This is a genomic window from Actinoplanes sp. M2I2 (assembly GCF_023544445.1).
Classification (GTDB): Bacteria; Actinomycetota; Actinomycetes; order Mycobacteriales; family Micromonosporaceae; genus Actinoplanes.
The window spans coordinates 123134-148416 of sequence record NZ_JALPVJ010000026.1; the positions used below are offsets into that span (position 1 = coordinate 123134).

Consider the following 25283-nt stretch of genomic DNA (forward strand, 5'->3'; position numbering starts at 1 on the left):
CAGGCGACGAGGTGGGCGAGCAGGGCGAGTGCTTCATGGGCAGCACGGCCGGGGAGCGGTGCAGGAGCCAGGCCAGGGCGAGCTGGGCCGGGCTGACGCCCTGCCGGGCGGCCGCGTCGCCCAGGGCCCCGCCCCGGGTGGTCAGGCCGCCGGTGTTCAGAGGGAACCAGGGGATTCAGGCCAGGCTGACCTCCGACACGGCGATGTGCCGGATCTTGCCCTCCTGCTGCAGCTTCGCCAGCTCGCCCAGGCTGTCCTCGACCAGGACGGCCGGATCGATGCGGTGCAGCTGGTACAGGTCGACGTGGTCGAGGCGCAACCGGCGCAGCGACACCTCGAAGGCGTAGCGGAGGTAGTCCGGGCGTACGACCGACGGCCACGGGTACGGGTACGGGTCGGTGGCGCACCACGCCACCCTTGGTCGTGATGACCAGATCGTCACGGTACGGATGGAGCGCCTCGCGAATGAGGTCCTCGGCGACGAAGAGACCGTAGGTGGATCGGTCCCGGTGGACCGATCTGAGCGTGCTGCAGCCCCGCGGGAGCAGCCAGACCCCTGCCGTGGCTACCCCTGCCAGGGGTAGCCACGGTTGCCGGGCAGGGATGTCGGGTCAGGCTCGCGCACCATGAACACGTCCACCGGGTCCTCGGTTTCGACGGTGAACGCGTGCCGCTCGTAGAGCCGTCGGGCCGGACTGCCCTGCAGCACGTTCAGCCGGACCCGCGTGCCATCGCGATCACATCGCTCGAGGACTGCGCGCAGCACCGCCGTGCCGATGCCGCTGCTCTGCCGATGCGGGGCCAGATAGAAGTGCTCCAGCCAGTGAGCGTCCGCGGCCGGTCGCAGCGCCACGCAGCCGGCGAACACGCCGCCCACCTCGATCACTCGGGTGTGCGCCGGGGCGAACCCGTCCCGTAGTCGCTGCCGCACCCGCTGCTCGTCATAGCGCCCGAGCCGCTCCAGATCCGCCCGCAGCACCCTCGCCCGCAACTCGGCCACCGCCTCGACGTCCGCCGCTGAAGCCGGCCGCATCGCCTAGTCCGCCATGATCGCCAACTTACCGCCGGCTGTGCGCCCGCCTCGTCCGGCTGAACCCGAACCTCTCGCCCGGGTCGCACACCGCGCCTTCACCGGCCGCGGCCCGGCTCGCGCCACGAACCACGAGCTAGCCGGTGGGACGGTGGTCGGCCCAGGCGCGCCAGAGAGCCGCGTACTGGCCGTCCGGACGGGCCGCCAGTTCGGCGTGCGGGCCGCTCTCCAGCACCCGGCCGGCGTCCAGGAGCACGACCCGGTCGGCCGAGACGGCCTGGGTGAGCCGATGCGCGACCACGATGCCGGTACGCCCGGCTAGCGCCTCCTCCACCGCCGCCTCGAGCGTCCGGGCTCCGGCACTGCCGGCCTCCGCGGTCGCCTCGTCGAGGACGGCGATCGGCGGGTCGGCCAGCACGAGCCGGGCCAGCGCGAGCTGCTGGGCCTGGGTGACCGTGAGGCGGTGGCCGCCGTCGCCGACCACCGTGTCGAGGCCGTCGGGCAGGGCGGCCGACCACTCGCCGGCGCCGACCCGGTCCAGCCCCTTGAGCAGCTCCTCGTCGCCCGCGTCGGGCCGGGCCAGGCGCAGGTCGTCGCGCAGCGGCCCGGCGAAGACGTGCACCTCCTGCGTGATGATGACGATGGAACGCCGCACCTCGGCCGGGTCGAGGTCCTCCAGCCTGATCCCGCCCAGCCGGATGACGCCGCTCGACGGCCGGCGCACCCCGGCGATCAGAGCGGCCAGGGTGGTCTTGCCCGCCCCGCTCGCCCCGACCAGGGCCACCCGCTCGGTGGCGGCGACGTCGAGGCTGACGCCCCGCAGCACCGGCTGGTCCGGCCGGTAGGCGTGGCCGACCGCCTCGACCGAGACGGTGGCCGCGCTCGGAGCCCGGGCCGCGCCCGGGGACCCGGCCGCGGGGAGTTCGGTGACCCCGACCAGGCGCACCAGGCTGGCCGCGGCCGACTGGGCGTCGTCGACCAGCCCCAGCGCGGTGTTGATCGGTGCGAACAGGCTGTGGAAATACAGCGCCGCGACGGTGGCCTCGCCGATGGTCGCCGACCCGTCGCGGACCAGCAGGAAGCCGGCGACCAGGACCGCGCTGAGGCCGACGAACTCGGCCGCGTTCAGCCGGCCGTAGAACTGGGTCAGGACCCGGACGCCGCGCATGGTCCAGTCGACGGAGTCCAGCGAGCGGGCCCGGACCAGCTCCCGGTGGCTGTCCTGCAGCCGCAGCGCCCGGACCGTGCCGGCGCCGCTGACCGTCTCCTGCAGCTGGTGCTGCAGGGCGCCGACCGACACCCGCTGGCCGGCGTAGAGCGGCAGCGCACGACCGGAATACCACCGTACGGTGAGGATCTGGATGGGCACCGCCAGCAGGGCGGCGAGCAGAAACCGCCAGTCGAGGACCGCGAGCCCGACCGCGGTGAGCGCGATGGTCAGCATCGAGCGGGCCAGCTCGGGCAGCGCGCTGCGCACCGCGGTGGCGATCACGGTGACGTCGTTGGTGACCCGCGAGGTCAGATCGCCGGTGCCGGCCTCCTCGACCTGGTGCAGCGGTAGCGCGAGGACCCGGTCGATGAACTGCTCCCGCAGGTCGGCCAGCATGCCCTCGCCGAGCCGGGCCACCAGGGCCAGACCCCAGCCGGCCGTGACCGCCTGGCCGACGGCGATGACCACGAGCGCCACGACCGGCCCGTTGAGCGCGCCGGCCGGCCGGCCGTCCACGACGAGGTCGACGATGTGGCCGAGCAGCCGGATCGTCACCAGCCCGATCGCGGTTCCGGCGATGAGCACCGCGACCGCCAGGACGGCCAGGGCCCACCGCGGACGCAGCAGGCGCCGCACCGCCGCCCGGGTCTGCGCCCCGGTGGCCGTCGGCAACAGGACGCGCCCGGGATTCACACCGCTCATGGCTCAGGCCTCATCTCGTCGCGGTCGGTCAGGCCAGCACGATCGACCGGTACAGGGGGTCCTCGCGAAGCAGCTCGGCGTGCGGACCGCTCGCCCGGATCGCGCCGTCGGCCAGGAACAGCACGCGGCCGGCCACCGAGAGCAGGCTGGGGCTCGTCGTCACCAGGACGGTGGTGCGCCCGTGGCGCAGGTCGCGCAGGCCGGCGGCGATCCGTTGCTCGGTGACGGCGTCCACGGCGGTGGACGGGTCGTGCAGGACCAGGACGGGTGGGTCGGCGGCCAGCGCGCGGGCCAGCGCCACCCGCTGGCGCTGGCCGCCCGACAGCGAGCGGCCCCGTTCGGCGATCGGGCCGTGCAGGCCGTCCGGCAGGGTGCGGGACACCTCGTCCACCGTCGAGGCGGTCAGCGCGGGACCGACCCGGTCGGCCGGTACGCGGCCCAGCGTCACGTTGTCGAGCAGGGTTCCCTCGAAGAGGTCGGCATCATGCTCCGCGATCAGGATGGCGGTGCGCACAGCCGTCGGGTCGAGCGTGTGCAGCGGCCGACCGTCCAGCTCGATGGAGCCGGCTTGCGGGTCGCGGAACCGGCCGAGCAGCTCGGTGAGGGTCGTCGCGCTTCTCTGGTCGGCGGCGACGAGGCCGACGAGCTCGCCCGCTCCGATCTCCAGGTCGAGGCCGCACAGCCCGGCGTCCTCGACCGCCGCGAGACGCAGGTGCCCGCCGACCTGGTCGGGCAGCGTCTCGTTTCCGCCGGGGGTGCGCTGCCCGGCCGACAGCACCGCGGTGATCCGATCGGCGGACGCGCGAGCCTGGGCGAGCTCACCGTTGGCCCAGGCGACCAGGGCCAGCGGACCGAGCAGGAACTGGGCCAGACCGACCGCCGCGACCAGCTCGCCGACCGTGATCTGCTGCGTCGCGGCCAGCCGGCCACCGACCAGGGCCACGATCGCCAGGAAGATGCCGGTCAGCCCCAGCAGGGTGCTGTCATGCCAGCTCTTCGCGGTGGCCGCGCGCCGGGTGGCGGCCAGGGACTCCCGGCTGATCCGCCGGTACCGGCGAGCCGCGGACTGCTCGGCGCCGAGACCCTTGAGCACCCGCAGCCCGGTCACCAGGTCGGCGGCCACCCCGGCCGCGCGAGCCGCGTGCTCCTGCTCGCTCTCGCTGCGGCGTTGCAGGGGCAGGCCGAGCCCGTGCGCGGCCAGGAGCAGCACCGGGGCGCCGAGCAGGACGAGCAGGCCCAGGGGCACGGACATCCGCAGCAGGGCGACCGCACCGATCAGGACCCCGCACATCGCGGCCAGGCCCAGCGGCAGGGCCAGATTGATCATGCCCACGCGCTGGGCGTCCCCGGTGGCCACATTGACCAGCGCCCCCGGCAGGCGCCCGGCGTCGGTGGCGCCGCGCGGGTGCAGGATCCGGCTCGTGAGATCCAGGCGCAGCGCGTGCGAGGCCCGTTCGACGGCGTACTCGCCGGTGCGCGTGCCGATCTGGAAGCTGGCCGAGAGGATGACGAACGTGGCCCCCAGCACGGCGATCCAGATGATCAGGTCGACCGCCGTGCCGGTGCCGACCGCCCGATCGATGATCACTCCGATGAGGATCGGGACCAGCGCCTCGGCGCCCTGATGCACCGCGCTCAGCGCCGAGGTGGCTCCGACGCTGCGGGCCTCACGACGGATCACCCGGCGCAGCAGTGCCCGGCCCCGCAACCGTTCCCCGCGCACGCCGGCTCCAAGCTGTCCGAGAACCCGATACGTCGTGCCGCTCGCACCGCACGACCGCCGCCGAAAGTTAGGTTAGCCTAACCGATCGTCCCGCGCACGCCCCGGGGCCGGGGCTCGAAATTGCCGGTGGCCGTGATCGTCCCGGCCCTCAGGTGCCGCCCGGAGCGGCCGATAGGACGATCGTGCCGGAACAGGTCTATCTCCTCGGCAATCTGGTGATCATGGTTGCCTACGCCGCCATCATGGTGGCGATCATCGTGCCGGTTGCCCGGGCCCGCCAGCTGGGGAGCAACCAGCTGGGCGTGGCCACCGCCCTGATCTTCTTCACCTGCTCGGTCGGGCACGGGTTGCACGCCTTCATGGCGATCCGCGGCCTCGACCACGCCGGCGGGCATCTGGGCGGGGTCTGGTCGTGGCCCTCGGCGATCTGGGACGCCCTGACCGGGCTGGTCGGCATCTACTACTGGACGCTGCGCCGCAGTTACAAGGTGCTGCTCGAGGGCGGCACGATCTACAGCTCCCCGGGTGAGCAGCACCGCCTGGCCGAGGCCGACGCCCGCGAGCTCGAGGCCCGCAACGCCGCCGAGAAGCACCGGGCCTTCCTGGCCGCCGTGGTCGAGCACACCGACGACGCGATCGTCGGCGTGAACCTGGAGGGCCGGGTGACCGCGTGGAACCGCGGCGCCGAACGGCTCTTCGGCTTCAACGCTGGCTCCATGATCGGCCAGCCCATGTCCATCTTCTCGGGTGACGCGAGCGCCGCGGCCGACCAGATGGCCGTGATCGCCCGCATCCGGCACGGTGAGCGCCGCATCCACTACGAAGCCCGCCGTGTGCACCGCAACGGTTCGCCGCTCGAGCTGTCGATCAACGTGACCCCGATCAAGGACGCCGCCGGGGCGGTGACCGGCGCGTCGATCACCGCCCGCGAGATCAGCGCTCTCAAGGAGGCGGCCGACCAGCGCCGGGCCGACGAGGAGCGGACCTATCAGGCGCAACGGATGGGGAGCCTGAGCGACCTGGCCGGCGGCATGGCCCACGACTTCAACAACATCCTCGCCATCATCGTCAACTACACCGAGTTCGCGATCGAGGAGACCGAGGACCGGCCGGGCGTCCGCGAGGACCTGGAGCACGTGCGGGCGGCGGCCGGCCGGGCCATGGGGCTGACCCGGCAGCTGCTGACCTTCACCCGCGGCGACGGGGCCCGGCCCCAGGACCTGGACCTCAACGCCGCGCTCGACGAGGCCCGGCAGGCGCTCGCGCCGGTGGTCGGCGAGGGCGTCACCATCGTCGGCCGGCCCGCGCCCGGGCCGCTGACCGTGCACGCCGACCCCGGTCAGCTCCAGCAGGTGCTGCGGAACCTGGCCATCAACGCCCGGGAGGCGATGCCCGACGGCGGCACCCTCGTGCTCGAGGCCAACACGGCCGAGATCTCCGCCGAGGCGCGCGGCCCCCAGCCCGCGCTCCCCGACGGGACGTACGCCCGGCTGCTGGTCAGCGACACCGGCGAGGGGATGAGGCCCGAGGTCGCCGAGCGGGTCTTCGAACCGTTCTTCACGACCCGGCCCGGCAAGGGCGCCGGCATGGGCCTGGCCACCGCGTACGGGATCGTGACCGAGGCGGGCGGCTCGATCGCCGTCTACTCCGAGCCCGGGGTGGGCACGACGTTCCGGGTCTACCTGCCGCTGGTGGCCGCGGCCGCGAAGCCGGCCGGCCGGGCCGAGCTGCCCGGCGGGGACGGCCGCACCGTCCTGGTCGTCGAGCACGAGCCCGCGCTGATGCGGGCGGCCACCCGGATCCTGACCGTGGCGGGATATCAGGTCATCGCCGCCTCGACCGGGCCCGAGGCCCTCGTGGTGCTGGGCGACCGGGAGATCGACGCGCTGGTGAGCGACGTGGTGATGCCCGACATGGACGGGCCGAGGCTGGCCGAGCTGATCCGCGAGACACGGCCCGGCCTGCCGGTGATCTTCATGTCCGGCTACAGCGGCGGCATGCTCGACGTGACCGGCGTGCTCGACCCCGGGGCGCCGTTCGTGGAGAAGCCCTTCACCGCCGGCGATCTGCTGCTCGAGGTGCACCAGGCGCTGGCCGGACGGACCCGGTCGGCGGTCTGAGCCGGCTCTGGTGTAGACCGTCAGGCATGGCGGAAGAGGTCGTCGGGGTCGTCGGGGCGGGCATCGTCGGGCTGGCGGTGGCCCGGGAGGTCACCCGGCGCCGGCCCGGCACGCGGGTGGTCGTGTTCGAGAAGGAGGACCGCGTCGCGGCCCACCAGACCGGGCACAACTCCGGGGTCGTGCACGCGGGCCTGTACTACCCGCCGGGCAGCCTCAAGGCGCGGTTGTGCACGCGGGGCGGGGCCATGCTGCGCGAGTACTGTGCCGAGCGCGCGATCGCGTACGAGGCCTGCGGCAAGCTCGTCGTGGCGGTCACCCCGGCCGAGGTGGCGCGGCTCGACGCGCTGGCCGGGCGGGCCTTCGCCAACCGCGTGCCCGGGCTGCGGCGGGTCGGGCCGGCCGAGATCCGCGAGGTCGAGCCGCACGCCGCCGGGCTGGCCGGGCTGCACTCGCCGCACACCGCCATCACCGACTTCCCGGGCATCGCGCGGGCGTTCGCCGACGACGTCGCCGCCGCCGGTGGGGACGTGCGGTTCGGCTTCCGCGTCACCGGCATCGCCGAGGGCCGTCGGCTCGTGGTCTCCTCGCCGTCGGACCGCGTGCCGGTGGACCGCCTGATCATCTGCGCGGGCATCCAGAGCGACCTGGTCTCCGGGCTGGCCGGCGACGCCGCCGCCCCGCGGATCGTGCCGTTCCGCGGGGAGTACATGAGGGTCCGGCCGCCCAAGGCCGGGCTGGTGCGGGGCATGATCTATCCGGTGCCGGACCCGCGCTACCCGTTCCTGGGCGTGCACTTCACCCGGCGGGTCAACGGCGAGCTCGAGGTGGGGCCGAACGCGGTGCTGGCCACCGCCCGCGAGGGCTACCGCCGCGGCGACGTGTCGGCCCGCGACCTGGCCGGCATCGCCGCCTGGCCCGGGATGTGGCGGATGGCCGCACGGCATTGGCGGACCGGGCTCAAGGAGATGCACGGCTCGGTCTCGAAGAACGCCTACATGCGGGCGGCGCGGCGCTACGTGCCCGAGATCGGGGCGGCCGACGTGGCCCGGGCCGGGTCGGGCGTCCGCGCGCAGGCGCTCGACCGGGACGGCAGCCTGGTCGACGACTTCCGGATCCACCGGCTCGGCGCGGTGACCGCGGTGCGCAACGCGCCCTCCCCGGCCGCCACCTCCAGCATGGCCATCGCCGAGTACGTCGCCGACGAGTCAGGCCTCGCGTAGCCAGACCCGCAACGCCCCGGTGGCGCGGAAGCCGGCCGCCCCCGCGTGCTCGAGGTCGTCACCGCTCTCGTAGCCGACCAGCGGCCGCCCGCCCGGCACCGACGACCACACGACCGGCCGGTCGTCCGGGTCGACCGCGAACAGGTTGGACAGGCCGGCCACCGCGCCGGTGCGGTTGAGGACGAAGCCGCCGACGAACCGGTCGCCGTCGCGGACCGCGTGGACGGTCACCGACGGATCGTCGAGCAGGGCCGGGCGGAAGACATCCGGCGGCTCGTCGTCGCGGCCGTGCCAGGCCCGCTGCCACTCGGCCAGGGCGGCCGCGGTGGTGACGCGCTCGGTGGTGGCCCCGGCGGCGGCCGTGGCCGGGCGGTGGATCCACCGCGCCGCGAAGAGCTCGGTGTAGCCGTGCGGGGCCAGATCGAGCGCCGCGAAGCTGTCCTTGACCGCCTGCTTGCCCAGCACGTCGGCCGGCGTCGCGTCGGGCCGCAGCGTGATCGCCTCGGGATAGTACGGCGGCGTGGGGCCCGCGCTGCGCCACACCCGCGGGCCGAACGTGTAGCCCAGGCCGTGCGAGCGCAGGACCGCGGCGCACCAGTCGGCGTTGTTCCGCACCGCGGCGCTGGTCTCGGCGTCGATCATGTCAGCAGTGTGGCACTTCCGGTCCCGCCCGTGCCGCCCCGTGCGGGCCGGCCGCATGCCCGCCGGGCCGATTGCCGATAGGGTCGGGCCGTCGACAAGAGAGGATCCGACGTGGCGAACGAGCTTCTGCGGCTGCAGGCCGACGACGGCAGTGCGGTGCTGGTCGAGATCGACGGGCCCGACACGTCCTCCGGCGAGGTGGCGTTCGACGGGGCGGCGTTCATCGCACGGGATTCGCTCGAACGGTCGCTGGTCGACGTCCGCACCGCCGCGCTCAAGACGCTGGACGTGTTCCGCGAGGCCGGCGACGTGCCGGAGAGCATCGAGCTCGAGTTCGGCGTCACCTTCCGGGCCGAGTCGGCCACGGCCGTGCTGGCCCGCAACGCCTCCGACGGCCACGTCGTCGTCCGGCTCACCTGGTCGGGCCACGGGCACCCGGTCGGCCGCCCGTGGCTCGAGGGCGACGACGACGCGGAGTGACCCGGGGTCAGACCGGCTCGCGGATCACGAACGCGGTTGAATTCTCGCGGGAGAGCCGGACGCCCCGGTCGCCGGTGGACAGGAACCGGCCGGGATAGTTCACGGATTCCAGCCTGACCGCCCCGCCCCCGGCCGGCCGGGGGCAGAACGTGGCGTCCTGCTCGAAGAGCCGGGAGCCGTCGCGGCGGTCCAGGCGCAGCACGAAGTCACGGTGCCGCAGGAAGTAGCCGGGGAAGTTCTCCGCCTCGAGCGACACGCACGGGCCCCCGGACAGGGCGGCCCGGACGGTGAAGCGGGAGTCGCGGCGGTCCGGGCGGGCGCTGTCGTCGCCGATGCGGTCGAAGCGGGCCACGAAATTCCGGTGGCGCAGGCGAAGGCCGGGCCGGTCGGCTCGTTCGAGGCCGACCGTGGCCCCGGCGACGAGGACGGGCGCCGCCGTGCTCGGGCGGACCGTGCTCGGGCGGACCGTGCTCGAGGGAGCGGGGCGGCTGCCCAGGCGTTTGCCGGTCGGCCGGGTCAGGACCGGGCTGCGGCTCGGGCCGGAGGAGCGGGTCACCGAGCCGGGGCTGCCGGTCGTCGGCGAGGGCAGCACCGAGACCGGGTCGGACGGGGCGTCCGGGGGCAGCACCAGGCGCTGGGCCGGCGTGATCCGGCCCGGGTCGTCGTCGCGCAGCGCCAGGGTGGTCAGGCCGGCCGCCGCGATCAGCACGCCGGTCGCGAGCGCCACGACGGCGCGCCGGCCGGTGGCCCCGGCCGGGCGCCGGGCCGACGGGGCCGGCCACCGGGAGCCCGGAGCGCGCCGGACGACGGATCCCAGGAGGCCCGGTGGGACGGGGGCGCGGAGCGGTCCGTTGGAGTCGCGGTAGGGCGGAACCCAGCCGCCGATGCGGAGTCGGTCGTGGCTGTCCTCATCGGGCATGAAACCGGGGCCCCCGCGCCATCTGCTCAGACATATTTAAGGTGACGGAGCATTGTTACGGCGAAATCAACGGAGGGCAAGTGTCGCTGTCCGATCGGGCAGATCCTCGCCGGCCGGCCGGGGATCGAACCGTGGCGTGATCTTTCCCGTACTTCCCGGTGACGGCGCCCGGGTCCGCGGGCGGCCGCGCCGCACCGAGGAGGCGCGCGATGGACGGCCCCGCCCTTCCCCCGCGCAGTGTCGACCAGACCAGCGACGACCAGACCCGCGACGACCAGGCCGGCGAAGACCAGACCTCCACCGGCAGCTACGACACCGGGACCTATGCGGCCTTGCCCGGGCCGGCGGCCGAGCCCGCCGCCGTGTCGTTCCCGCGGATCTCCGACTACTGGCCCGAGGAGGGCGAGACCCCGGACGCCCCGCCGCAGCCCGGCCGCCCGCGGCGCCGGAGGCGGCTGATCGCCGGCGCGGCCGGCGCGGTGCTCGTCCTCGGGGTCGGCACGGTGGCGCTGACCCGGCTGACCGGCGGTGACGACCCGGCGCCGGCGCCCACGGCGGTGGCCGACCCGGGCCTCATCGTGGGGGCGACGCCCAACCCGCCGGTGTCGATCGCTCCGGCCCCGGCCCCGACCCCGGAGGCCACCCCGCCCTCGACCGCGGCCCCGTCGTCGCCCACCACCCCCTCCGTCCCGCCGGGGCCCGCCTTCGAGGCGGCCACCTTCGTGCTGGCCTCCGACCTGACCGAGCTCACCGTGACACTCGGCCGCCCGGCCCGCAATGGCGTCGCCCGCGTCGGCTCGCCCCGGGGCAGCGGGGTCGTCCCGGACGCCACGCTGGACGGCACCTCGCTCCGGCTGACCGCCGAGCGGACCGGCGACGAGGGTTCGGGGCAGGTCGACGTCGTGCTCGACGAGCGGGTCGCCTGGAGCGTGCGGATGGAGGGCGGCGTCAAGGTCGGGACCTTCGCGATGGCCGGGGGCCGGGTGCGCGACTTCTCCTTCGAGGGCGGGGCCGACCGGCTCGAGCTCACCCTGCCGCGACAGGAGCGGCCGATCGGCATCCGGATGGCCGGGGGAGTGCACCGCTGGCACATCGGCACCGAGGGGGAGTTCCCGGTCAAGGTGAAGCTGCGTCGGGGCGCCGGCCAGGTCGACCTCAACGGCGACCGCGACCGGGGCGTCGACCGCGGCGAGACGCTGCGCGCGCGGGGCTCCGACCGCAAGTCCGGCGGCCTGCGGATCGAGGCGGTGGCCGGGATCGGCTCGCTGTCGGTGTCGCCGTTGCCGGACCGGCACGGCGGGACTTGACCTCGAGCGCGCTCGAAGACCTAGCGTCGGGCCCATGCAGACGATCGAACTGGGCCGGACCGGGCACCACGTCAGCCGGATGGCGCTCGGCGCCATGCAGATGGGCGGGGCCACCGGCGAGCGCGACGCGGTACACATCCTCGACCGTTATCTCGAGATCGGCGGGTCCTTCGTCGACACCGCCGACTGCTACGAATGGTGGCGTCACCCGGGCAGCTCGGGCGGGCAGAGCGAGGAGCTGCTGGGCCGCTGGATGCGCGACGGCAACCGGCGTGAGCAGGTCTTCCTCGCCACCAAGGGCAGCGCGGTGCCGGTCTTCTCGCCGCAGCTGTGGGACGACGACGGCAACCCCGACTGGGAGCTGGCCGGCCGCACCTTCGAGGGCGCCGGGGCCGACACCCTGCGCCACGCGCTCGATGGCAGCCTGCGCCGCCTCGGCACCGACCACGTGGACCTCTACTACGTGCACGTCGACGACCGGAACACTCCGCTGGAGGAGACCCTGGCGGCGCTGGACGGCTTCGTGCGGGCCGGGAAGGTGCGCTTCCTCGGCTGGTCGAACGTGCGGACCTGGCGGCTGGAGCGGATCCGGCAGCTCTGCGAGCGCAACGGCTGGACGCTGCCGGTGGCGGTGCAGCAGCAGCATTCGTACCTGCGGCCGGGCGCGTCGGCCGGCGCGGCCTCCATCACCGGTTTCGAGCAGCTCGACTACCTGCGCGAGCACGACGACCAGACGCTGGTGGCCTACTCGCCGATCCTCAAGGGCGTCTACGACGACGCCGTCAAGCGCGACGGTCACTGGATGATGAGCAGCTACACCGGCCCGGACGCCGACGCCCGGCTGGCCGTCCTGGCCGAGGTGGCCGCCGAGGCCGGGGTGACGCCCAACCAGCTGGTGCTGGCCTGGCTCCTGCACCAGGAGGCGCCTCCGGTGCTGCCGCTGATCGGGCCGCGTACGCGGGAGCAGTTCGAGGCCGCGCTGCCCGCCCTGGACGTCAAGCTGAGCGACGACCAGCTCGAACGGCTCGACCGGGCCGGAGCCTGACCGCCACCGCTCCCGGCGGGCCACGGGGGACCGCCGGGAGCGGGTCTCAACTCTCGACCTGAGCTTGAGGTCGAGGTTGAGGTCGACCTTGAGGGTTCCGTTGTCACCGCAGGTCAGAGGCGTTGATCCAGCCAGGCGGCGACCCGGTCGGCCGAGGCGACCACCGCGGTGTCGTGATCCTGGCCGGGCAGCCGGTCGTAGCGGACGGTCGCGTTCTGATCGCGCAGGCGCTGGGCCAGGGCGTCGGTCAGCGTGGCCGGCACCGTCGTGTCGTCGGCTCCCTGGACGATGAGGACCGGCGCGGTCGGCGGCGTCCGGGCCGGCTCGACGTACCGGTGGAGCTGGTCGACCCACCGGGCCGGGAGCTCGCCGCCGGCCAGCAGCTGGGCCGGCGTCAGGCCGGCGTACGCGGCGAGGATCTCGTAGAGGCAGCCGGTCCGCAGCACGCCGAGCTTGCGCTCGGCCGGGGCGGCCAGCACGTCGGCCGGCTCGAACGACGGCTCGACCGCGTTCAGGCCGGCCAGCGCCATCACGAGGTAGCCCTTGCCCTCGGTCTGCGGGATCGCCTCGGCCAGGGTCCGTACGCCGCTGGTCGGCGCGATGCTGACCGTGCCCCGCAGCTGGACTTCCCCGTCGTACGAGCCGGCCAGCTGGTTGGCGAAGAGCGCGCCCTGGCCGCCCTGCGAGTGGCCGTCCACGGCATACCGCGGGGACAGGTCGTCGTCGAGGTGGCGGGCGGCCCGGACGCTGTCGATGATCGACCGGGCCTCGCTGTCGCCGATCAGGTACGGGTGCGGCTGCGCGGTGCCGATGCCGGGGTAGTCCGGCGCGGCCACGGTCCAGCCCCGCCGCAGCAGCGCGGCGACCGCGGTGCGCGCCTCGGGATAGAAGGCGTCCTGGTTGGTCGAGGGCGCACACTGGTCGGCCAGCCCGGTCGTGCCGTGCGCCCAGGCCACCGTCTTGTTCCGCTTGTTGTCCCGCGGCGTCAGCACGAGCCCGGTCGCCTGGATCCGCTGCCCGCGCACGTCGGTCGTGAGGTAGCGGATCCGGACACCCTGGGCCAGCTGGCGCAGGCCGTCGGGCAGGGTGGCGGGCGCCGTGGCGAGCACCGTTCCCGGCCCGGCCGGCCCGGTGAACACCTGGCGCGGCACCGGCCCGGCGGGGCCGGGCGAGGCGAGGGCCGGGGCCGGGGTGACGGCCGAGCCGCCGACCAGCGTGGCGGCGAGAAGGCGAACGATCATCTGTCTGCGCACACCGGCCATCGTCAACCGGGCGCCGGCCCCTCCCGGTCCGCCGCTCCGGGCTCGATCGGGTGATCATCGGGCCCGCGGGATGCATCCTGACCAGCGGATTCGCAGCCTCCCAGGTCAGTCCCGGGCCAGCACGAGACGATCCACGGTATTGGCCTCGATGAAGTCCAGGTCGGGGTCGCGGCCCAGCCCGGCCACCGTGGACACCTCGACCAGCCCGTCGGTGGCGACGATCGGCTCGGTGGTGATGTCGCGCGCGTAGTACTTGTCCGACCCCGACACGTCCGACGGCAGCGTGAACCCGGGCAGCGCGCTCAGCGCCACGTTGGCCGCCCGCCCGACGCCGAACTCGTGCATGCCGCCGCACCACACCGGGACCCCGTGCTCCACCGCGAGGTCGTGGGCCCAGACGGCCGCCGTCAGCCCGCCCATCCGGGACACCTTGATGTTGAGGATCCGTCCCGAGCCCAGCCGCAGCGCGGTCACCAGGTCGTCCAGCTCCTCGACCGACTCGTCCAGGCAGATCGGGGTGCCCAGCCGGCTCTGCAGATCGGCCAGGTCGGCCAGGGCGCGGGGCGGGTACGGCTGCTCGATCATCAGCAGGCCGAGCGTGTCGAGCTCGCGCAGCGTCGAGAAGTGCGCCCGCGTATAGGCGCCGTTGGCGTCGACGTGCACCGGCACCGACGGGTAGGCCGACCGGACCGCCCGCACCGGCTCGACGTCCCACCCTGGAGCGATCTTGAGCTTGACGCGGCGGTAGCCCTCGGCGACCCGGAGCCCGACCTGGGCCAGCAGGTCGTCGACGGTCGGCTCGATCCCGAGCGACACCCCGGCCTCGACATGCGTCCGGACACCGCCCAGGGCCTCGGCCAGCGGGACGCCGTGCGAGCCCGACCACAGCGACCAGGCCGCCACGTCGAAGCCGGCCCGGGCGAACTGGTTGCCGCGGACCTTGCCCAGAGCCGACGCCAGCTCGGCCGGGTGACTCCATCGCGCCCCCAGGGTCAGCGGCGCCAGGTGGTCGCGGGCGATGGCCCAGCACGTCGCGACCGTCTCGGCCGAATAGAACGGCCCGCTGGGCGAGGCGATCTCGCCCCACCCGGCAGTGCCGTCGGTGCTGGTCAGGGTGACGAGGATGTGCTCCAGGAAGCGCTTGGCGTGTGAGCTGGTCTGGAACTCGTGCACGAGCGGCAGGCGTACCCGGCGCAGCTCGACAGTGCCGACGCGGATCATGCTGGGCCTTCCGGTGGGGTCGTCGGTGCGGGCCGGTCCACGTAGAGACCGAGCTCGGCCGCGAGGGCGTCCCGGTCGTGCAGGCGGCGGCCCGCGCCCTTGGAGCTGGCGATGGTCAGCGTGGCCAGCAGATGCAGCGCCAGCACGATCGAGGTGGGCGAGCCGGCGTACGAGGCGGTGTCCGTCCCGATGACGACGCGGGTGCCCGCGATCGCGGTCAGCGGCGCGTCGTCGGCGTCGGTGATGAGCACCAGCTCCCCGCCGTGCTGGACGTACGCCTCGGCCACCGACACGGTGTCGCGCCGGTAGCGCGCCATCGCGACCGCCACCAGCAGGTCGCCCTGGCGGATGTCGCCGAGCACGTCGAGCGGCCGCACGGTCGCGCCGTCGATCAGGTGCACCCCGGACAGACCCGCGCTGAGGTCGGCGGCGAGCAGCGACGCGTAGCCGAGCGACTTGCCGTTGCCGAGCAGGTAGCGGCGCCGGGCCGAGACGATGCGGGCCGCCGCCTGTTCGATCGCGTCGTGCTCGGCCGCCCAGGCCAGGGCCGTGCCGAACTCGGCGCGCTGCTGGTCGAGCACCCGCTGCTTGAGCACCCGGGCCGAGCGTCGCTGCACGTTGCGCTCGAACCGCTCGGCCGGGGAGGAGTGCGCCGTCACGTGTCGTCCCGTTCGAAGGTGTAGACCGCCTGCTGGTCGCGGCGCTCGACACCGACGAGCCGGCCCGTCCCGAACCGCGCGATCAGCTCGTCCCGCAGGGCCGCCCGGTCGGCGGCGCCGGGCGCCGCGGTGCTGTCGCTCGCCGGGGCGGTCACCGTGGAGCACCGGTTGCGGACGGTGTGCGGTCCCGTGAGGTCCCAGGAGACCAGCAGCCGGTCCGAGGCGCCGTCGTCGTAGTAGTCGGGGAGGAACCGGATCGCCGTCGCCCCGAGCACGTGGAAGTTGAAGTGCGCGTTGCGCAACGCGTACGGGTCGAAGGTCCACCGCATCGTGCGCGCTCCCGTGGCCCGGGCCGTCTCGGCCTGGGCCTGCTTGAGCCGCCGGCCGACGCCGGTGCCCTGCGCGCCCGGCGCGACGACCGCGCTTTGCGAGTAGTGGTAGAGCTCGCCGCGCTCGACCGCGCTGAACCCGTAGCAGAAGCCGATCAGGTCGCCGCCCGGGTCGAAGGCGCCGATCACCGAGCCGGCGTTCTCGCGCAGCCCGGCCAGCAGGCGAGGGCTGATGCCGAACTCCGGCTGGTCGTAGCCGAACACCCGCCGATAGAGCCTCGACGCCGCCGACCACTCGCCCAGCCCGGCGAGGTCGCGCACCTGGATGCCCATCGGTGCCTCCTCTTACGAAACGTATAACCGCCATCGTGCCCGTGGAACTGCACGTTGACAACGTCCGAGCGGAAACTTAGCGTTCGCATATGCTCGAGACGCTGCGGACCTACACGATGCTGGAGTCGCCCACCGGGGACGCCCGCGCGCTGGCCGCCCTGGCCGAGGTGCTCGAGGCCGACGCCGCCCGGGCCGGGTTCGCCACCGCCCGCGAGGGCGAGCACCTGCTGTGGAGCCTGCCCGCGCGCGAGGCCACGGGCGGCGAGCTGCTGCTGCTCAGCCATTACGACACCGTCTGGCCGGTCGGCACGCTGGCGGAGATGCCGTGGTCGGTCGACGGCGACACCGTCCGCGGGCCCGGCGTCTACGACACCAAGGCCGGGCTGGTGGCGCTGCTGGCCGCGGTCGAGCGGGTCGTCGCCTCGGGCCGGCCCCACCCGTCGGTCCGGGTCGTCGTGGTCGCCGACGAGGAGATCGGCTCACCCAGCGCGACCGGACTCGTGCGCGCCGAGGCCCGGCGGGCCACCGCGGTGCTCGGCCTCGAACCCCCGCACCCCGGGGGAGACCTGAAGACCGGCCGCCGCGGCAGCACCCGGGCCCGCCTCGAGGTGACCGGCGTCGAGTCGCACGCCGCGCTCGACCCCGGGGCCGGGGTGAACGCCATCGACGAGCTGGTCGACCAGCTCGTCGCGTTCCGGGCCGTGGTGGCCGGGCGTCCCGTGCTGCTCAACACCGGCACGATCGCCGGTGGCGGCCGCACCAACGTGGTGGCCGGCCACGCCCGGGCCGACCTGGGGCTGCGCTTCCAGGACCCCGGCGACGAGGAGGCTGTGCTCGGCGCGCTGCGCGACCTGGCCCCCGTACGGGAAGGGGCGGTCCTGACGACGAGCCTGCTGTCGCACCGCCCGACCTGGCGGCCCGGCGACGCCACCGAGGATCTGCTGCGGCGCATCGCGCGGGTGGCCGCCGGGATCGGCCGGCCGGTGGACGGCCGCCCGGCCGACGGCGCGGCCGACACGAACACCACCGGCGCGCTGGGCCTGCCCACGGTGGACGGTCTGGCCCCACCCGGCGGCGGCGCCCACGCCCGCCACGAATGGGTGTCGGCCCAGGGCCTCGAGGCCCGCGCCGACCTGCTCGAAGCCCTCATCCTCCAGCTCTGAGCCCGGGCGGCCGGGCGACCACGGACGTCCGGGCTCCAGCCGACGCGCTGTCGCGATGTGAGCGAACTCGCGGACGGCTTGCCGACAACTCGGTGGCGGGAACGCGGGCCGGTGGGAAGGCTGGGTCGCATGACAACGGCTTTCGATCGTTCTCTCGCACGGGACAGCGCCGAGCTGCTGCGCGTGAAGCGGCTCGAGTTGTCGACGCTCGCGATCCCGCCCGGCCGCGGCTGGAGCCCGCTGCACGAGAAGGTCGCCGAGGCGCTGCTCGAGCACCCGGGCGGCATCGGCGATGTCGTCTCGACGCTGGTCCGGGTGCAGGACATCCTCGACGAGCTGCCGCCCAGCCGGGCCGCCAACCGGGTCTCGGCGTTCAACCAGCTGTATCTGAAGATCACGCGCCGGGTCGACACGGCGCTGGTCACCGGGGTCAACTCGCCCGACTTCCTGGAGCTGCTCGACGTCGAGTTCGCCAAGCGCTACTTCGACGCGCTGGGCCGGTGGAACGACGACGACGAGGACACCCCGGACGTCTGGGAGGTCCTGTTCAAGCGGGCCGGCGACATCCGGATGAGCCGGCTGACCGCGGCCATGCTCGGCGTCAACGCCCACATCAACCACGACCTGGCGCTCGCGTTGATCGGCACGTGGAACGAGCTCGGCGCGCCCGAGCCCGGGGACGAGCTGATCCATCCCGACTACCTGCTGGTCAACGAGATCTTCTATCAGGAGATCCCGCCGCTGCGCCGCGGCTTCTCGACGCGCTGGCAGCTCGAGCTGGACGAGTTCGTCGGCCCGCTCGACGACTGGAGCCAGCGCATGCTGGTCACCGTCACCCGGGCCCGCGCCTGGGACCAGGCCCGCCGCCTCTGGCTGCTGCGCCACGACACCGACGATTTCGAGCAGGCCCGCCGCTCGATGGACCGGGCCGCCTCGCTGCTGGCCGAGTGGGCCATCGTCGGCGACCGCGTGGTCACCCACACCGGCACCGGTCTGGCCGGCAGCTGGCAGCTCCTGCGCCGCCTGCTCGGCCGCCGCCGCCCGCCGTCCGGCGTGGCCTGACCGGCGGGTGGGCCGGCTCAGTCCTCGACGAGGTCGGTGGGGCCCGGGGTCCAGCCCGAGACGTCGGCCAGCCGGCCGCGCCACAGCCGGCCGGCCTCGCTGACGTGCATGCCGGGGCTGTGGATGCGGGTGTTGCGCAGGTGGATGTAGCGGGTCGGGGCGATCAACGCCGTGTGCTGGCGCTGGGTGACCTCGCCGCCGGCGTCGCGGATCCGGATCGCCTGGTGGGCCAGGTCGGACTGTTCCTTCACCTGCTCGGCGGTGCCGACGTAGAACGGGTCCTCGTGGTCGTTGAGCTCGCTGACCTCGGCGAACCACTGCCACTGGGGGATCAGCTCGCCGCTGATCAGCAGGCCGTGCACGCTCAGGCTGAGCGGCACGCCGGGACTCACGGGCTCGGTCAGACGGTCCATCTGGGCGACGTACGTCCCCAGCACGCTGTCGGGCCCGGACCAGTCGATCGGCGCCTCGGCCCCGGTGAGCATCGGATCCAGCATGGTCGGCACACCTCCGCAGCCGACTCTAGGGTCATCACCGGGCCACGCGGGCGCCAACAGCGGAGTTGGTCGCGTCGGCCCGCAGGGTCGCGCCGCGTCAGGGCTGCCGGGCCGCGCGCCAAGCGGCCACCTGGCGCTTCGGGGCGCGAGCCAGCCAGGCGTCCTGCACGATCTCGGCCAGCTCGGAGCGGCTCAGGCGGCCGGCGTCGCGGGCCAGCAGCAGCACGGCCCGATAGCCGTTCCAGTGCGGCGTGGTGAAGAACGGCGTGCTCTCGTCGCGGACCAGGGCCTGCTTGTCCGCCTCGGACTCGACGTGGAAGGCCACCACGTCGGTGTAGCGCTGCCCGGTCTCCGGGTCGACGGCGTCCTTGCGGGGCGGACGGAAGAACACGAACGCCTTGCCGCCGATCTCGTACGCGGGGTGCTCGTCGTCGCCGCCCACGACCACGCCGGGCAGGGCCGTCGCGAGCTCGTGGACGTCCTCGATCCGCGCGGGGCGGTCGTCGTCACCGGACACGAGCGCCAGCGTAGTCACCGGTTGCCACCCTCGGGCACCATGATCGCCATGGGGATCTCCGAGGCTCTGGGCCGCGTCGACGCGGATCTCGAACGGGGCCACACCTATCTCGCCCAGCAACGCCTGGCCGGACTGATCGCCGCCCACCCGTCGGACCTCACGCTGCGCGCCCGCCGCGCCGCCGTCCACCGCCGGGTCGGCGACCGGGTGCAGGCCGGCCGCTGGGGGTTCCTCACCGAGGACGTGACGGCGGCCGAGCTGGCCGCGTTCGAACGGGCCTACCGGTCCCCGGCGGTCCGTCTGCGCGCGCTTCGGCTGGCCGGCGACCCGTGGCGCGAGCTCAGCCCGGAGGCCCGCGACCGCTACCTGACACTGACCGCCGCGGCCAAGGCCGAGACCCCGGCCGGCGAGGGTGAGATGAGCACGCTCGGCTGTCTGGGCGTGTTCCTCGGCCTGCTCGCGGTGACCACGGTGGTGGCGGTCGGTCTCTGGACGTCGATCGCGTACCTGATCGGCCTCGTTCTCTGAGCCGGCCCCGCCGCCGGCTTCTCAGCCCGCGAACCAGGTCATCGCCCGGCCGTGACCCTCGGTCCAGGCCAGCGGGCGGCCGTCGAGGGCCAGCACGTTGTGGTGGCGGCTGTCGTCCGGTGACGGCGGCAGGCCGGGGAAACTGAGCACGTCGGAGCCCTCGACCGAGATCCAGCGCACCGGCAGTTCGCCGACCAGCGCGACGAAGGCCCGCCGGCGGTCGGCCGGCACCTGGTAGAGCACCGACGTTCCGAAGACGACCGTGGTGGCCTCCGGCGGCGCCGCGGCGACCAGGGCGGGCAGCTCGTCCACGAGGTCGCCGCGGACCAGCCGGGGCGGGTCGGCGGCCGCGATCGCCGCGGCCGCCCGCAGCCGCTCGCGACGGTGTTCGTGCTCGGGCCAGACGAGCGCCTCCAGCCAGGACCGGTCGGCCGCCGACGTGATGTCGAGCGGGTTCAGGTCGATGCCGGCCCGCCACACGACCCGCGGCAGGCCGGTCGGGGGCGTCAGTCCCGCCGCGGCGCATTCGAGCACCGGCCCGGTCGAGCCGACGGTCGCGTCCCCGTAGCGGTAGGTGTACCGGTCGGGATGGAGGTTGAGCCCGGCCGACGCGCCCACCTCGATCAGGGCGAGCGGCTGGGGGAGCGCGGCCAGCACGGGCAGCAGCAGCGCGGACCGCCCGGTCTCGTTGGTCTGGGTGGCCCGGACGCGCAACTCGGCGGCCACCCTCGTCCACTCGGCCGTGACGAACGACCGGAACTCGCCGGGCTCACCGACCGGCCCGCCCAGCCACCGCACCACCGCGAAGAGCAGGTTGGGCTGCCGCTTCGCCAGTGGTACCGCCTCGAGCAGGGTGAGCAGGTCGTCGTCGGCGGCGACGGCCCGGGCCAGACGCTCGTAGGCGGGGGAGACGCCCCGGGCCTGACGGTCGGCGAAGTCGAGGTACCAGTCGGCCACGCTCATGCCCGGATGATGTCATGCCGAGAAAGATTCCCTACGCGCAAACTTGCCCACTGCGCAGAATTGATGGATGCTTGATGCACGCACCGCATCACGAGGGCAGGACGAGATGGAAGACGTGCTGGCGACGCAGCTGCTGCAGCTGTCCCAGCTCATTCGCAAGGCGCGTCAGCAGTGGCTGCGCGAGCGCCCCGACGTGCCGATCGGCATGGTCAGCATTCTCAAGCTGATCGACGAGATCGGTACGGGCACCGGCGGCTGCTGCCACGCCAAGGATCTGGCCGAGCGGTCCGGGCTCGACCCCTCCACGGTCAGCCGGGCGGTCGCCGCCGCGGTCGGGCAGGGGCTGGTCGAACGCCGCGTCGACCGGGCCGACCGGCGGGCCTCGGCGCTGGCGCTCACCCCGCGGGGGCACGAGCTGCTCGCCGCCGCGGGCGTCTGGTTCGGCGCCCTGATCGAGCGGGCCCTGGCCGACTGGCCGGCCACCGACGTCGAGCGGGTCAGCGGCGACCTCGCCCGCTTCTCCGCCGCGCTCTCCGGCGTACTGGAAACTCATCAACAGGACGCCGCGCGATGAGCGCACCCACCGCCGCGTCGGCGCCGCCGCCGGCGGAGGACATGACCCACCGGCAGATCCTCGAGGCCCTCAGCGGCCTGTTGCTGGTGCTCTTCGTCGCGATGCTGAGCAGCACCGTCGTCTCCACCGCCCTGCCCAAGATCATCGGGGCGCTGGAGGGCAGCCAGACCCAGTACACCTGGGTGGTCACGGCGACCCTGCTGAGCGCGACCGCGACCACCCCGATCTGGGGCAAGCTGGCCGACCTGTTCAGCAAGAAGCTGCTCGTGCAGATCGCCATCGTCGTCTTCGTACTGGGCTCGGTGATCGCCGGCTTCAGCCAGAGCGCCGGCCAGCTGATCGCCGCCCGCGCGTTCCAGGGCATCGGTGTCGGCGGCCTGCAGGCGCTCGTCCAGGTCGTGATCGCCGCGATGATCCCGCCGCGCGAGCGGGGCCGCTACAACGGCTACCTCGGCGGCGTCATGGCGCTGGCCACGGTCGGCGGCCCGCTGCTGGGCGGCCTGATCGTCGACACGTCCTGGCTGGGCTGGCGGTGGTGCTTCTTCGTCGGCATCCCGTTCGCCGTCGTCGCGCTGATCCTGCTCCAGCTGACCCTGCACGTGCACACCGAACGACGCGCCAACGTCAAGATCGACTACCTCGGCGCCGCGCTGATCGCGGCCGGGGTCAGCGTCCTGCTCATCTGGGTGTCCTTCGTCGACGGCACGTTCGCCTGGCTGTCCTGGCCGACGTACGCCATGGTCGGCGGCGCCGTGGTCCTGCTCGCCCTGGCCGTCCTGGTCGAGAAGCGGGCGGCCGAGCCGGTCGTGCCGCTGGACATCGTCCGCGAGCGCACGACGGCCCTGTCGATCGTGGCCAGCCTCGCGGTCGGCATGGCCATGTTCGGCGGCGCGGTCTTCCTGGGCCAGTACTTCCAGATCGGCCGCGGCTACAGCCCCACCGAGGCCGGCCTGCTGACCATCCCGCTGATGGCCGGCGTCCTGCTCTCCTCGATCATCGTGGGCCGGATCATCACCCGCACCGGCACGATCAAGCCGTACATCATCGCCGGCCTGGTCGTGCTGTTCGCCGGCTTCGCGCTGCTCGGCACGATCGACCACGAGACGTCGCTGGTCTTCGTCGGCTTCGGCATGCTGCTGGTCGGCCTCGGGGTCGGCGCGAGCATGCAGAACTTGGTGCTGGCCGTCCAGAACACCGTGCCCCTGCGCACCATCGGCGCCGCCAGCTCGACAATCGCGTTCTTCCGCTCGATGGGCGGCGCGATCGGCGTCTCGGTGCTGGGCGCCGTCCTGGCCCGCCGCGTCACCGACCAGATCACCCACGACCTGGCCGCCGCCGGCATCCCCACCTCCGGCGGCGCCGCCGGCGGAAGCCTCAACGTGGCCGCCCTGCCCGACGCCGTCCAGCACATCGTGCGGGCCGCCTACGGCGACGCCACCGGGCACATCTTCCTGATCTCGGCCGCCATCGCCGTCGCCGGCCTGGCCGCGGCGATCTTCCTGCCCCGGGCCACGCTCCGCACCAGCCTCGACCTGCCCGCGCGCGACAAGGAGCCGGCCGACCTCGAGGGCTGATTCTCCCCGCCCGCGTCGAGCCGGTTTGCGTAGAGCCGGCCCGCGTCGAGCCCGCCCGTCCCGTCCGGCGGACCGCATTTGCCGAGCCGTCCCGGCCGTTCATCGGCCGGGACGGTTCCGTAGGGCCGGGGCGGCCGGAAGGTGTAGTGGCGGCCGTAGGCCGGGGCGGTTCCGTATGGCCGGGGCGGCCGGAAGGTGTAGTGGCGGCCGTAGGCCGGGGCGGCTCCGGGTGGCCGGGGTGGCCTGAAGTCGGCCCCGTGCATGTGCTGACCTCAGCGCCGTAGTAGCGCCGCCGCGAGCGGTGGTGCCCCACGTCCAGGCGCAGCGGCCTCGGTGGCGTCAGGTGGATGCTGATGACTACCTGGTGGTCGATGGCTGTGGTGGTTGGGGGCCCACCGAAACGTCAGCCGGCTCCACGAACCGCCCTACACCACCAGCCCGTCATCGCCCGCCAATCCGCGGCCACCCGCGGTCACGAATCCAGATCGAGCGCCGCCGGCTCGCCCTCCACGGCGGTTGGTGGCTGAAGTAGCTGCCGGTGGCTGCTGGCTTGGTGGTTGGGGGCGATTGGCGGGTGGGGCAGCTGCTGGCTGCCGGTGATGGTGGGTGGTTGCTCGCTGTGGTCGTTGTGGACGGTTGGCGGGCGTGGTCGTTGCCGATAGTCGCCGGTTGTGGTGGTTGGCCGGTGGGGTGGTTGCCCGGGGTTGCCGGCTGTGGTGGTTGCGGATGGTCGCCGGTTGGGGTGGCTGCGGAGTGGTGCCGTCAGGGCAGTTCGAGCACCACGAACGTGACGGCGGCCTCGTGGACGGTGTCGACCTCGGTGAAGCCGCAGCGCCGCAGCAGGCGGAGGGAGGCGGTGTTACCCGCGTCGACCGTGGCGCGCAGCGGTCGGATCGGCTCGATCTGGAGATACCGCGTCAGCGCGCCCGTCCCGACACCGCGACCCCAGAAGTCCTGGCCGAGCCAGTAGCCGACCTCGCGCAGCCCGTCCTGCCACCAGGACACGACGCCGCCCGCGACCTCGCCGTCGGCCAGTACGGTCCGGGCGCCCACCCGGTCGTCGCCCAGGATGCGCTCGGTCCAGTGCTCGAAGAACGCCGGCCGGTCGCGGGCCCGGAAGTTGGCCCGCCGTTGCGCTTCGGGCTGCTGCTCGTGCTCGAAGAAGACCTCCAGGTCGGCCGGCTCGACAGCCCGCAGGCGCACCTCGACGCTCATCGTCGCAGCCTAGGGCATATCTGATGGATCACGCGGGGCTGCGGCGTGGCCCAGCCCGCGCCTGACGGCGGCCGCAGAACGGCCCAATACAACACCGGTATTGGACCGCGCTGCGGCCGACGCCAGCCACGACCTGGACCGCGCCTCACTCCCACGTGATCCATCAGATACGCCCTAGTAGTGCTTTGTCACGTTCGAGTGGCTGACGGTGACAGATGCCTGTGGATGTTGGTGTCGTTGGTTGATGGACACGGTCGAGGTGCAGCAACTGGCCGATGATTTGGATGAGTTCGTAACGGATGTGTTCGCGTCGCTGACCCGGTCGGGATGGCAGGAGCGGGCTGGAGATTATCTGCGCGGGTTGATGCTGGATGGCAGGCGTAAGTCGATCCAGCCGATGGCGGCCCGGCTGGCCGGGCCGCATGAGCAGGCCTTGAACCATTTCGTGACGAACAGCCCGTGGGATGCCGCCGAGGTGCGCAAACGCCTTGCGGTACGGATGGACGAGGCGTTCAGCCCGGCGGCGTGGGCGTTGGATGACACCGGCTGGCTCAAGTGCGGCACCGCGTCGGCGTGTGTGGCCCGGCAATACACCGGCACGGCCGGGAAGGTCACCAACTGCCAGATCGGGGTCAGTCTGAACCTGGTCACCGATACCGCGTCCTGCCCGGTCGATTGGCGGTTGTTCGTGCCCGAGTCCTGGGACGCGGGCACGCCAGGCACCGGCGAACGGCGCCGCAAGGCTGCGATGCCGGCCGACGCGAAACACCAGCAGAAGTGGCGGCTGGGTCTGGACATGATCGACGAGGTGACCGGCTGGGGCGTGCGGGCGCCGCTGATCGTCGCCGACGCCGGCTACGGGAGCCTGTCAAGATTTTTGTGTAAGTGATCTTGTGGTTTGTTAGTTGATGTAAGGGCCGATGCGGTCTGGGTAGTGCAGGGCGAGGGCGCCGAGGGCTTGTCGCCAGCCCTGGATGACGGAGCCTTC

General features: G+C 73.5%; 25 protein-coding genes. 11 read left to right on the plus strand and 14 right to left on the minus strand.

The annotated features are described in order from the left end of the window. Positions 1 to 175: 175 nt before the first annotated feature. The 4 genes from HJC40_RS46435 to HJC40_RS38190 all read right to left on the minus strand — a co-directional run bounded on the left by HJC40_RS46435 (position 176) and on the right by HJC40_RS38190 (position 4665). A complete protein-coding gene (locus HJC40_RS46435) occupies positions 176 to 442 on the minus strand; it encodes an aldo/keto reductase (protein WP_250008424.1) in 267 nt (88 codons plus the stop codon). Between the two features lie 123 nt (positions 443 to 565). Beyond that, on the minus strand, positions 566 to 1033 hold the full coding sequence (locus HJC40_RS38180; RefSeq protein ID WP_250008425.1) for a GNAT family N-acetyltransferase: 468 nt from the start codon (positions 1031 to 1033) through the stop codon (positions 566 to 568). Between the two features lie 133 nt (positions 1034 to 1166). Continuing rightward, positions 1167 to 2942 (minus strand): ABC transporter ATP-binding protein, encoded by a 1776-nt coding sequence (locus HJC40_RS38185; RefSeq protein ID WP_250008426.1) that lies wholly within the window; start codon positions 2940 to 2942, stop codon positions 1167 to 1169. A gap of 28 nt (positions 2943 to 2970) precedes the next feature. Further along, positions 2971 to 4665 carry an ABC transporter ATP-binding protein gene (locus tag HJC40_RS38190; RefSeq protein WP_250008427.1) on the minus strand — a complete coding sequence of 565 codons (1695 nt, stop codon included), beginning with the start codon at positions 4663 to 4665 and terminating at the stop codon, positions 2971 to 2973. Between the two features lie 182 nt (positions 4666 to 4847). On the opposite strand from HJC40_RS38190, the gene HJC40_RS38195 reads away from it, so the two are divergent. Both HJC40_RS38195 and lhgO read left to right on the plus strand, forming a co-directional pair. Further along, positions 4848 to 6785 (plus strand): ATP-binding protein, encoded by a 1938-nt coding sequence (locus tag HJC40_RS38195; RefSeq protein WP_250008428.1) that lies wholly within the window; start codon positions 4848 to 4850, stop codon positions 6783 to 6785. A gap of 26 nt (positions 6786 to 6811) precedes the next feature. Then, the gene (gene lhgO, locus HJC40_RS38200; RefSeq protein WP_250008429.1) at positions 6812 to 8005 is read left to right on the plus strand and encodes an L-2-hydroxyglutarate oxidase; all 1194 of its coding nucleotides are present in this window, start codon (positions 6812 to 6814) and stop codon (positions 8003 to 8005) included. On the opposite strand, the gene HJC40_RS38205 is transcribed toward lhgO, so the two are convergent. After that, positions 7991 to 8647 carry a hypothetical protein gene (locus tag HJC40_RS38205; protein WP_250008431.1) on the minus strand — a complete coding sequence of 219 codons (657 nt, stop codon included), beginning with the start codon at positions 8645 to 8647 and terminating at the stop codon, positions 7991 to 7993. The two genes, lhgO and HJC40_RS38205, sit on opposite strands and share 15 nt — an antisense overlap. Positions 8648 to 8758: 111 nt before the next feature. On the opposite strand from HJC40_RS38205, the gene HJC40_RS38210 reads away from it, so the two are divergent. Beyond that, on the plus strand, positions 8759 to 9127 hold the full coding sequence (locus HJC40_RS38210) for a CU044_2847 family protein (protein WP_250008432.1): 369 nt from the start codon (positions 8759 to 8761) through the stop codon (positions 9125 to 9127). 7 nt (positions 9128 to 9134) lie between these two features. Here HJC40_RS38210 and HJC40_RS38215 read toward each other — a convergent pair whose 3' ends face one another. Continuing rightward, positions 9135 to 10046: an AbfB domain-containing protein gene (locus tag HJC40_RS38215; protein ID WP_250008433.1), complete on the minus strand. Its 912-nt coding sequence runs from the start codon at positions 10044 to 10046 to the stop codon at positions 9135 to 9137. 209 nt (positions 10047 to 10255) lie between these two features. Here HJC40_RS38215 and HJC40_RS38220 point away from each other — a divergent pair, with 209 nt between their 5' ends. Next, on the plus strand, positions 10256 to 11353 hold the full coding sequence (locus HJC40_RS38220; protein ID WP_250008434.1) for a hypothetical protein: 1098 nt from the start codon (positions 10256 to 10258) through the stop codon (positions 11351 to 11353). Between the two features lie 34 nt (positions 11354 to 11387). Next, a complete protein-coding gene (locus HJC40_RS38225; RefSeq protein WP_250008435.1) occupies positions 11388 to 12398 on the plus strand; it encodes an aldo/keto reductase in 1011 nt (336 codons plus the stop codon). A 113-nt stretch (positions 12399 to 12511) separates the two neighbouring features. On the opposite strand, the gene HJC40_RS38230 is transcribed toward HJC40_RS38225, so the two are convergent. From HJC40_RS38230 to HJC40_RS38245, 4 genes are all read right to left on the minus strand, one after another. Then, positions 12512 to 13660, minus strand: a complete 1149-nt coding sequence (locus HJC40_RS38230) for an alpha/beta fold hydrolase (protein ID WP_374273648.1) — start codon at positions 13658 to 13660, stop codon at positions 12512 to 12514. 105 nt (positions 13661 to 13765) lie between these two features. After that, positions 13766 to 14881 carry an o-succinylbenzoate synthase gene (gene menC / locus HJC40_RS38235; protein ID WP_250008438.1) on the minus strand — a complete coding sequence of 372 codons (1116 nt, stop codon included), beginning with the start codon at positions 14879 to 14881 and terminating at the stop codon, positions 13766 to 13768. Continuing rightward, positions 14878 to 15540, minus strand: coding sequence for an SIS domain-containing protein (locus HJC40_RS38240; RefSeq protein WP_250008439.1), 663 nt, complete (start codon positions 15538 to 15540; stop codon positions 14878 to 14880). Before HJC40_RS38240 ends, menC begins: the two co-directional genes overlap by 4 nt. Beyond that, positions 15537 to 16202: a GNAT family N-acetyltransferase gene (locus HJC40_RS38245; RefSeq protein WP_250008440.1), complete on the minus strand. Its 666-nt coding sequence runs from the start codon at positions 16200 to 16202 to the stop codon at positions 15537 to 15539. The genes HJC40_RS38240 and HJC40_RS38245 overlap by 4 nt, the downstream gene beginning before the upstream one ends. A gap of 89 nt (positions 16203 to 16291) precedes the next feature. Here HJC40_RS38245 and HJC40_RS38250 point away from each other — a divergent pair, with 89 nt between their 5' ends. Both HJC40_RS38250 and HJC40_RS38255 read left to right on the plus strand, forming a co-directional pair. Next, positions 16292 to 17365, plus strand: coding sequence for a M20/M25/M40 family metallo-hydrolase (locus tag HJC40_RS38250; protein WP_250008441.1), 1074 nt, complete (start codon positions 16292 to 16294; stop codon positions 17363 to 17365). A 129-nt stretch (positions 17366 to 17494) separates the two neighbouring features. Further along, entirely contained in the window at positions 17495 to 18427 is a 933-nt protein-coding gene (locus HJC40_RS38255) for a DUF5995 family protein (protein ID WP_250008442.1), read from the plus strand. A gap of 17 nt (positions 18428 to 18444) precedes the next feature. On the opposite strand, the gene HJC40_RS38260 is transcribed toward HJC40_RS38255, so the two are convergent. Together HJC40_RS38260 and HJC40_RS38265 are read right to left on the minus strand one after the other, a co-directional pair. Next, positions 18445 to 18924 (minus strand): hypothetical protein, encoded by a 480-nt coding sequence (locus HJC40_RS38260; protein ID WP_250008443.1) that lies wholly within the window; start codon positions 18922 to 18924, stop codon positions 18445 to 18447. A 97-nt stretch (positions 18925 to 19021) separates the two neighbouring features. Then, positions 19022 to 19459, minus strand: a complete 438-nt coding sequence (locus HJC40_RS38265; RefSeq protein ID WP_250008444.1) for an MmcQ/YjbR family DNA-binding protein — start codon at positions 19457 to 19459, stop codon at positions 19022 to 19024. A gap of 30 nt (positions 19460 to 19489) precedes the next feature. On the opposite strand from HJC40_RS38265, the gene HJC40_RS38270 reads away from it, so the two are divergent. Next, positions 19490 to 19969 (plus strand): DUF6584 family protein, encoded by a 480-nt coding sequence (locus HJC40_RS38270; protein WP_250008446.1) that lies wholly within the window; start codon positions 19490 to 19492, stop codon positions 19967 to 19969. A gap of 21 nt (positions 19970 to 19990) precedes the next feature. Here HJC40_RS38270 and HJC40_RS38275 read toward each other — a convergent pair whose 3' ends face one another. Continuing rightward, the gene (locus HJC40_RS38275; RefSeq protein ID WP_250008447.1) at positions 19991 to 20932 is read right to left on the minus strand and encodes a DUF2332 domain-containing protein; all 942 of its coding nucleotides are present in this window, start codon (positions 20930 to 20932) and stop codon (positions 19991 to 19993) included. A 67-nt stretch (positions 20933 to 20999) separates the two neighbouring features. Here HJC40_RS38275 and HJC40_RS38280 point away from each other — a divergent pair, with 67 nt between their 5' ends. Both HJC40_RS38280 and HJC40_RS38285 read left to right on the plus strand, forming a co-directional pair. Beyond that, positions 21000 to 21506 (plus strand): MarR family winged helix-turn-helix transcriptional regulator, encoded by a 507-nt coding sequence (locus HJC40_RS38280; RefSeq protein ID WP_250008448.1) that lies wholly within the window; start codon positions 21000 to 21002, stop codon positions 21504 to 21506. Further along, the gene (locus HJC40_RS38285; RefSeq protein WP_250008449.1) at positions 21503 to 23080 is read left to right on the plus strand and encodes an MDR family MFS transporter; all 1578 of its coding nucleotides are present in this window, start codon (positions 21503 to 21505) and stop codon (positions 23078 to 23080) included. The genes HJC40_RS38280 and HJC40_RS38285 overlap by 4 nt, the downstream gene beginning before the upstream one ends. A gap of 762 nt (positions 23081 to 23842) precedes the next feature. On the opposite strand, the gene HJC40_RS38290 is transcribed toward HJC40_RS38285, so the two are convergent. Then, entirely contained in the window at positions 23843 to 24295 is a 453-nt protein-coding gene (locus HJC40_RS38290) for a GNAT family N-acetyltransferase (RefSeq protein WP_250008450.1), read from the minus strand. A gap of 244 nt (positions 24296 to 24539) precedes the next feature. Between HJC40_RS38290 and HJC40_RS38295 the strand changes: the two genes are divergently transcribed. Then, a complete protein-coding gene (locus tag HJC40_RS38295; RefSeq protein ID WP_250008451.1) occupies positions 24540 to 25184 on the plus strand; it encodes an IS701 family transposase in 645 nt (214 codons plus the stop codon). Positions 25185 to 25283: the final 99 nt, after the last annotated feature.

Excerpts from the sequence above, each read along its gene's own strand:
- HJC40_RS38180 (WP_250008425.1), bottom strand. The coding sequence starts at position 1,033 with ATGCGGCCGGCTTCAGCGGCGGACGTCGAGGCGGTGGCCGAGTTGCGG.
- HJC40_RS38290 (WP_250008450.1), bottom strand. The coding sequence starts at position 24,295 with ATGAGCGTCGAGGTGCGCCTGCGGGCTGTCGAGCCGGCCGACCTGGAG.
- HJC40_RS38270 (WP_250008446.1), top strand. The coding sequence starts at position 19,490 with ATGGGGATCTCCGAGGCTCTGGGCCGCGTCGACGCGGATCTCGAACGG.
- HJC40_RS38220 (WP_250008434.1), top strand. The coding sequence starts at position 10,256 with ATGGACGGCCCCGCCCTTCCCCCGCGCAGTGTCGACCAGACCAGCGAC.
- HJC40_RS38215 (WP_250008433.1), bottom strand. The coding sequence starts at position 10,046 with ATGCCCGATGAGGACAGCCACGACCGACTCCGCATCGGCGGCTGGGTT.
- HJC40_RS38260 (WP_250008443.1), bottom strand. The coding sequence starts at position 18,924 with ATGCTGGATCCGATGCTCACCGGGGCCGAGGCGCCGATCGACTGGTCC.
- HJC40_RS38255 (WP_250008442.1), top strand. The coding sequence starts at position 17,495 with ATGACAACGGCTTTCGATCGTTCTCTCGCACGGGACAGCGCCGAGCTG.
- HJC40_RS38245 (WP_250008440.1), bottom strand. The coding sequence starts at position 16,202 with ATGGGCATCCAGGTGCGCGACCTCGCCGGGCTGGGCGAGTGGTCGGCG.
- HJC40_RS38225 (WP_250008435.1), top strand. The coding sequence starts at position 11,388 with ATGCAGACGATCGAACTGGGCCGGACCGGGCACCACGTCAGCCGGATG.
- HJC40_RS38250 (WP_250008441.1), top strand. The coding sequence starts at position 16,292 with ATGCTCGAGACGCTGCGGACCTACACGATGCTGGAGTCGCCCACCGGG.
- HJC40_RS38295 (WP_250008451.1), top strand. The coding sequence starts at position 24,540 with ATGGACACGGTCGAGGTGCAGCAACTGGCCGATGATTTGGATGAGTTC.
- HJC40_RS38185 (WP_250008426.1), bottom strand. The coding sequence starts at position 2,942 with ATGAGCGGTGTGAATCCCGGGCGCGTCCTGTTGCCGACGGCCACCGGG.
- lhgO (WP_250008429.1), top strand. The coding sequence starts at position 6,812 with ATGGCGGAAGAGGTCGTCGGGGTCGTCGGGGCGGGCATCGTCGGGCTG.
- HJC40_RS38275 (WP_250008447.1), bottom strand. The coding sequence starts at position 20,932 with ATGAGCGTGGCCGACTGGTACCTCGACTTCGCCGACCGTCAGGCCCGG.
- menC (WP_250008438.1), bottom strand. The coding sequence starts at position 14,881 with ATGATCCGCGTCGGCACTGTCGAGCTGCGCCGGGTACGCCTGCCGCTC.
- HJC40_RS38205 (WP_250008431.1), bottom strand. The coding sequence starts at position 8,647 with ATGATCGACGCCGAGACCAGCGCCGCGGTGCGGAACAACGCCGACTGG.
- HJC40_RS38280 (WP_250008448.1), top strand. The coding sequence starts at position 21,000 with ATGCTTGATGCACGCACCGCATCACGAGGGCAGGACGAGATGGAAGAC.
- HJC40_RS38230 (WP_374273648.1), bottom strand. The coding sequence starts at position 13,660 with ATGGCCGGTGTGCGCAGACAGATGATCGTTCGCCTTCTCGCCGCCACG.
- HJC40_RS38285 (WP_250008449.1), top strand. The coding sequence starts at position 21,503 with ATGAGCGCACCCACCGCCGCGTCGGCGCCGCCGCCGGCGGAGGACATG.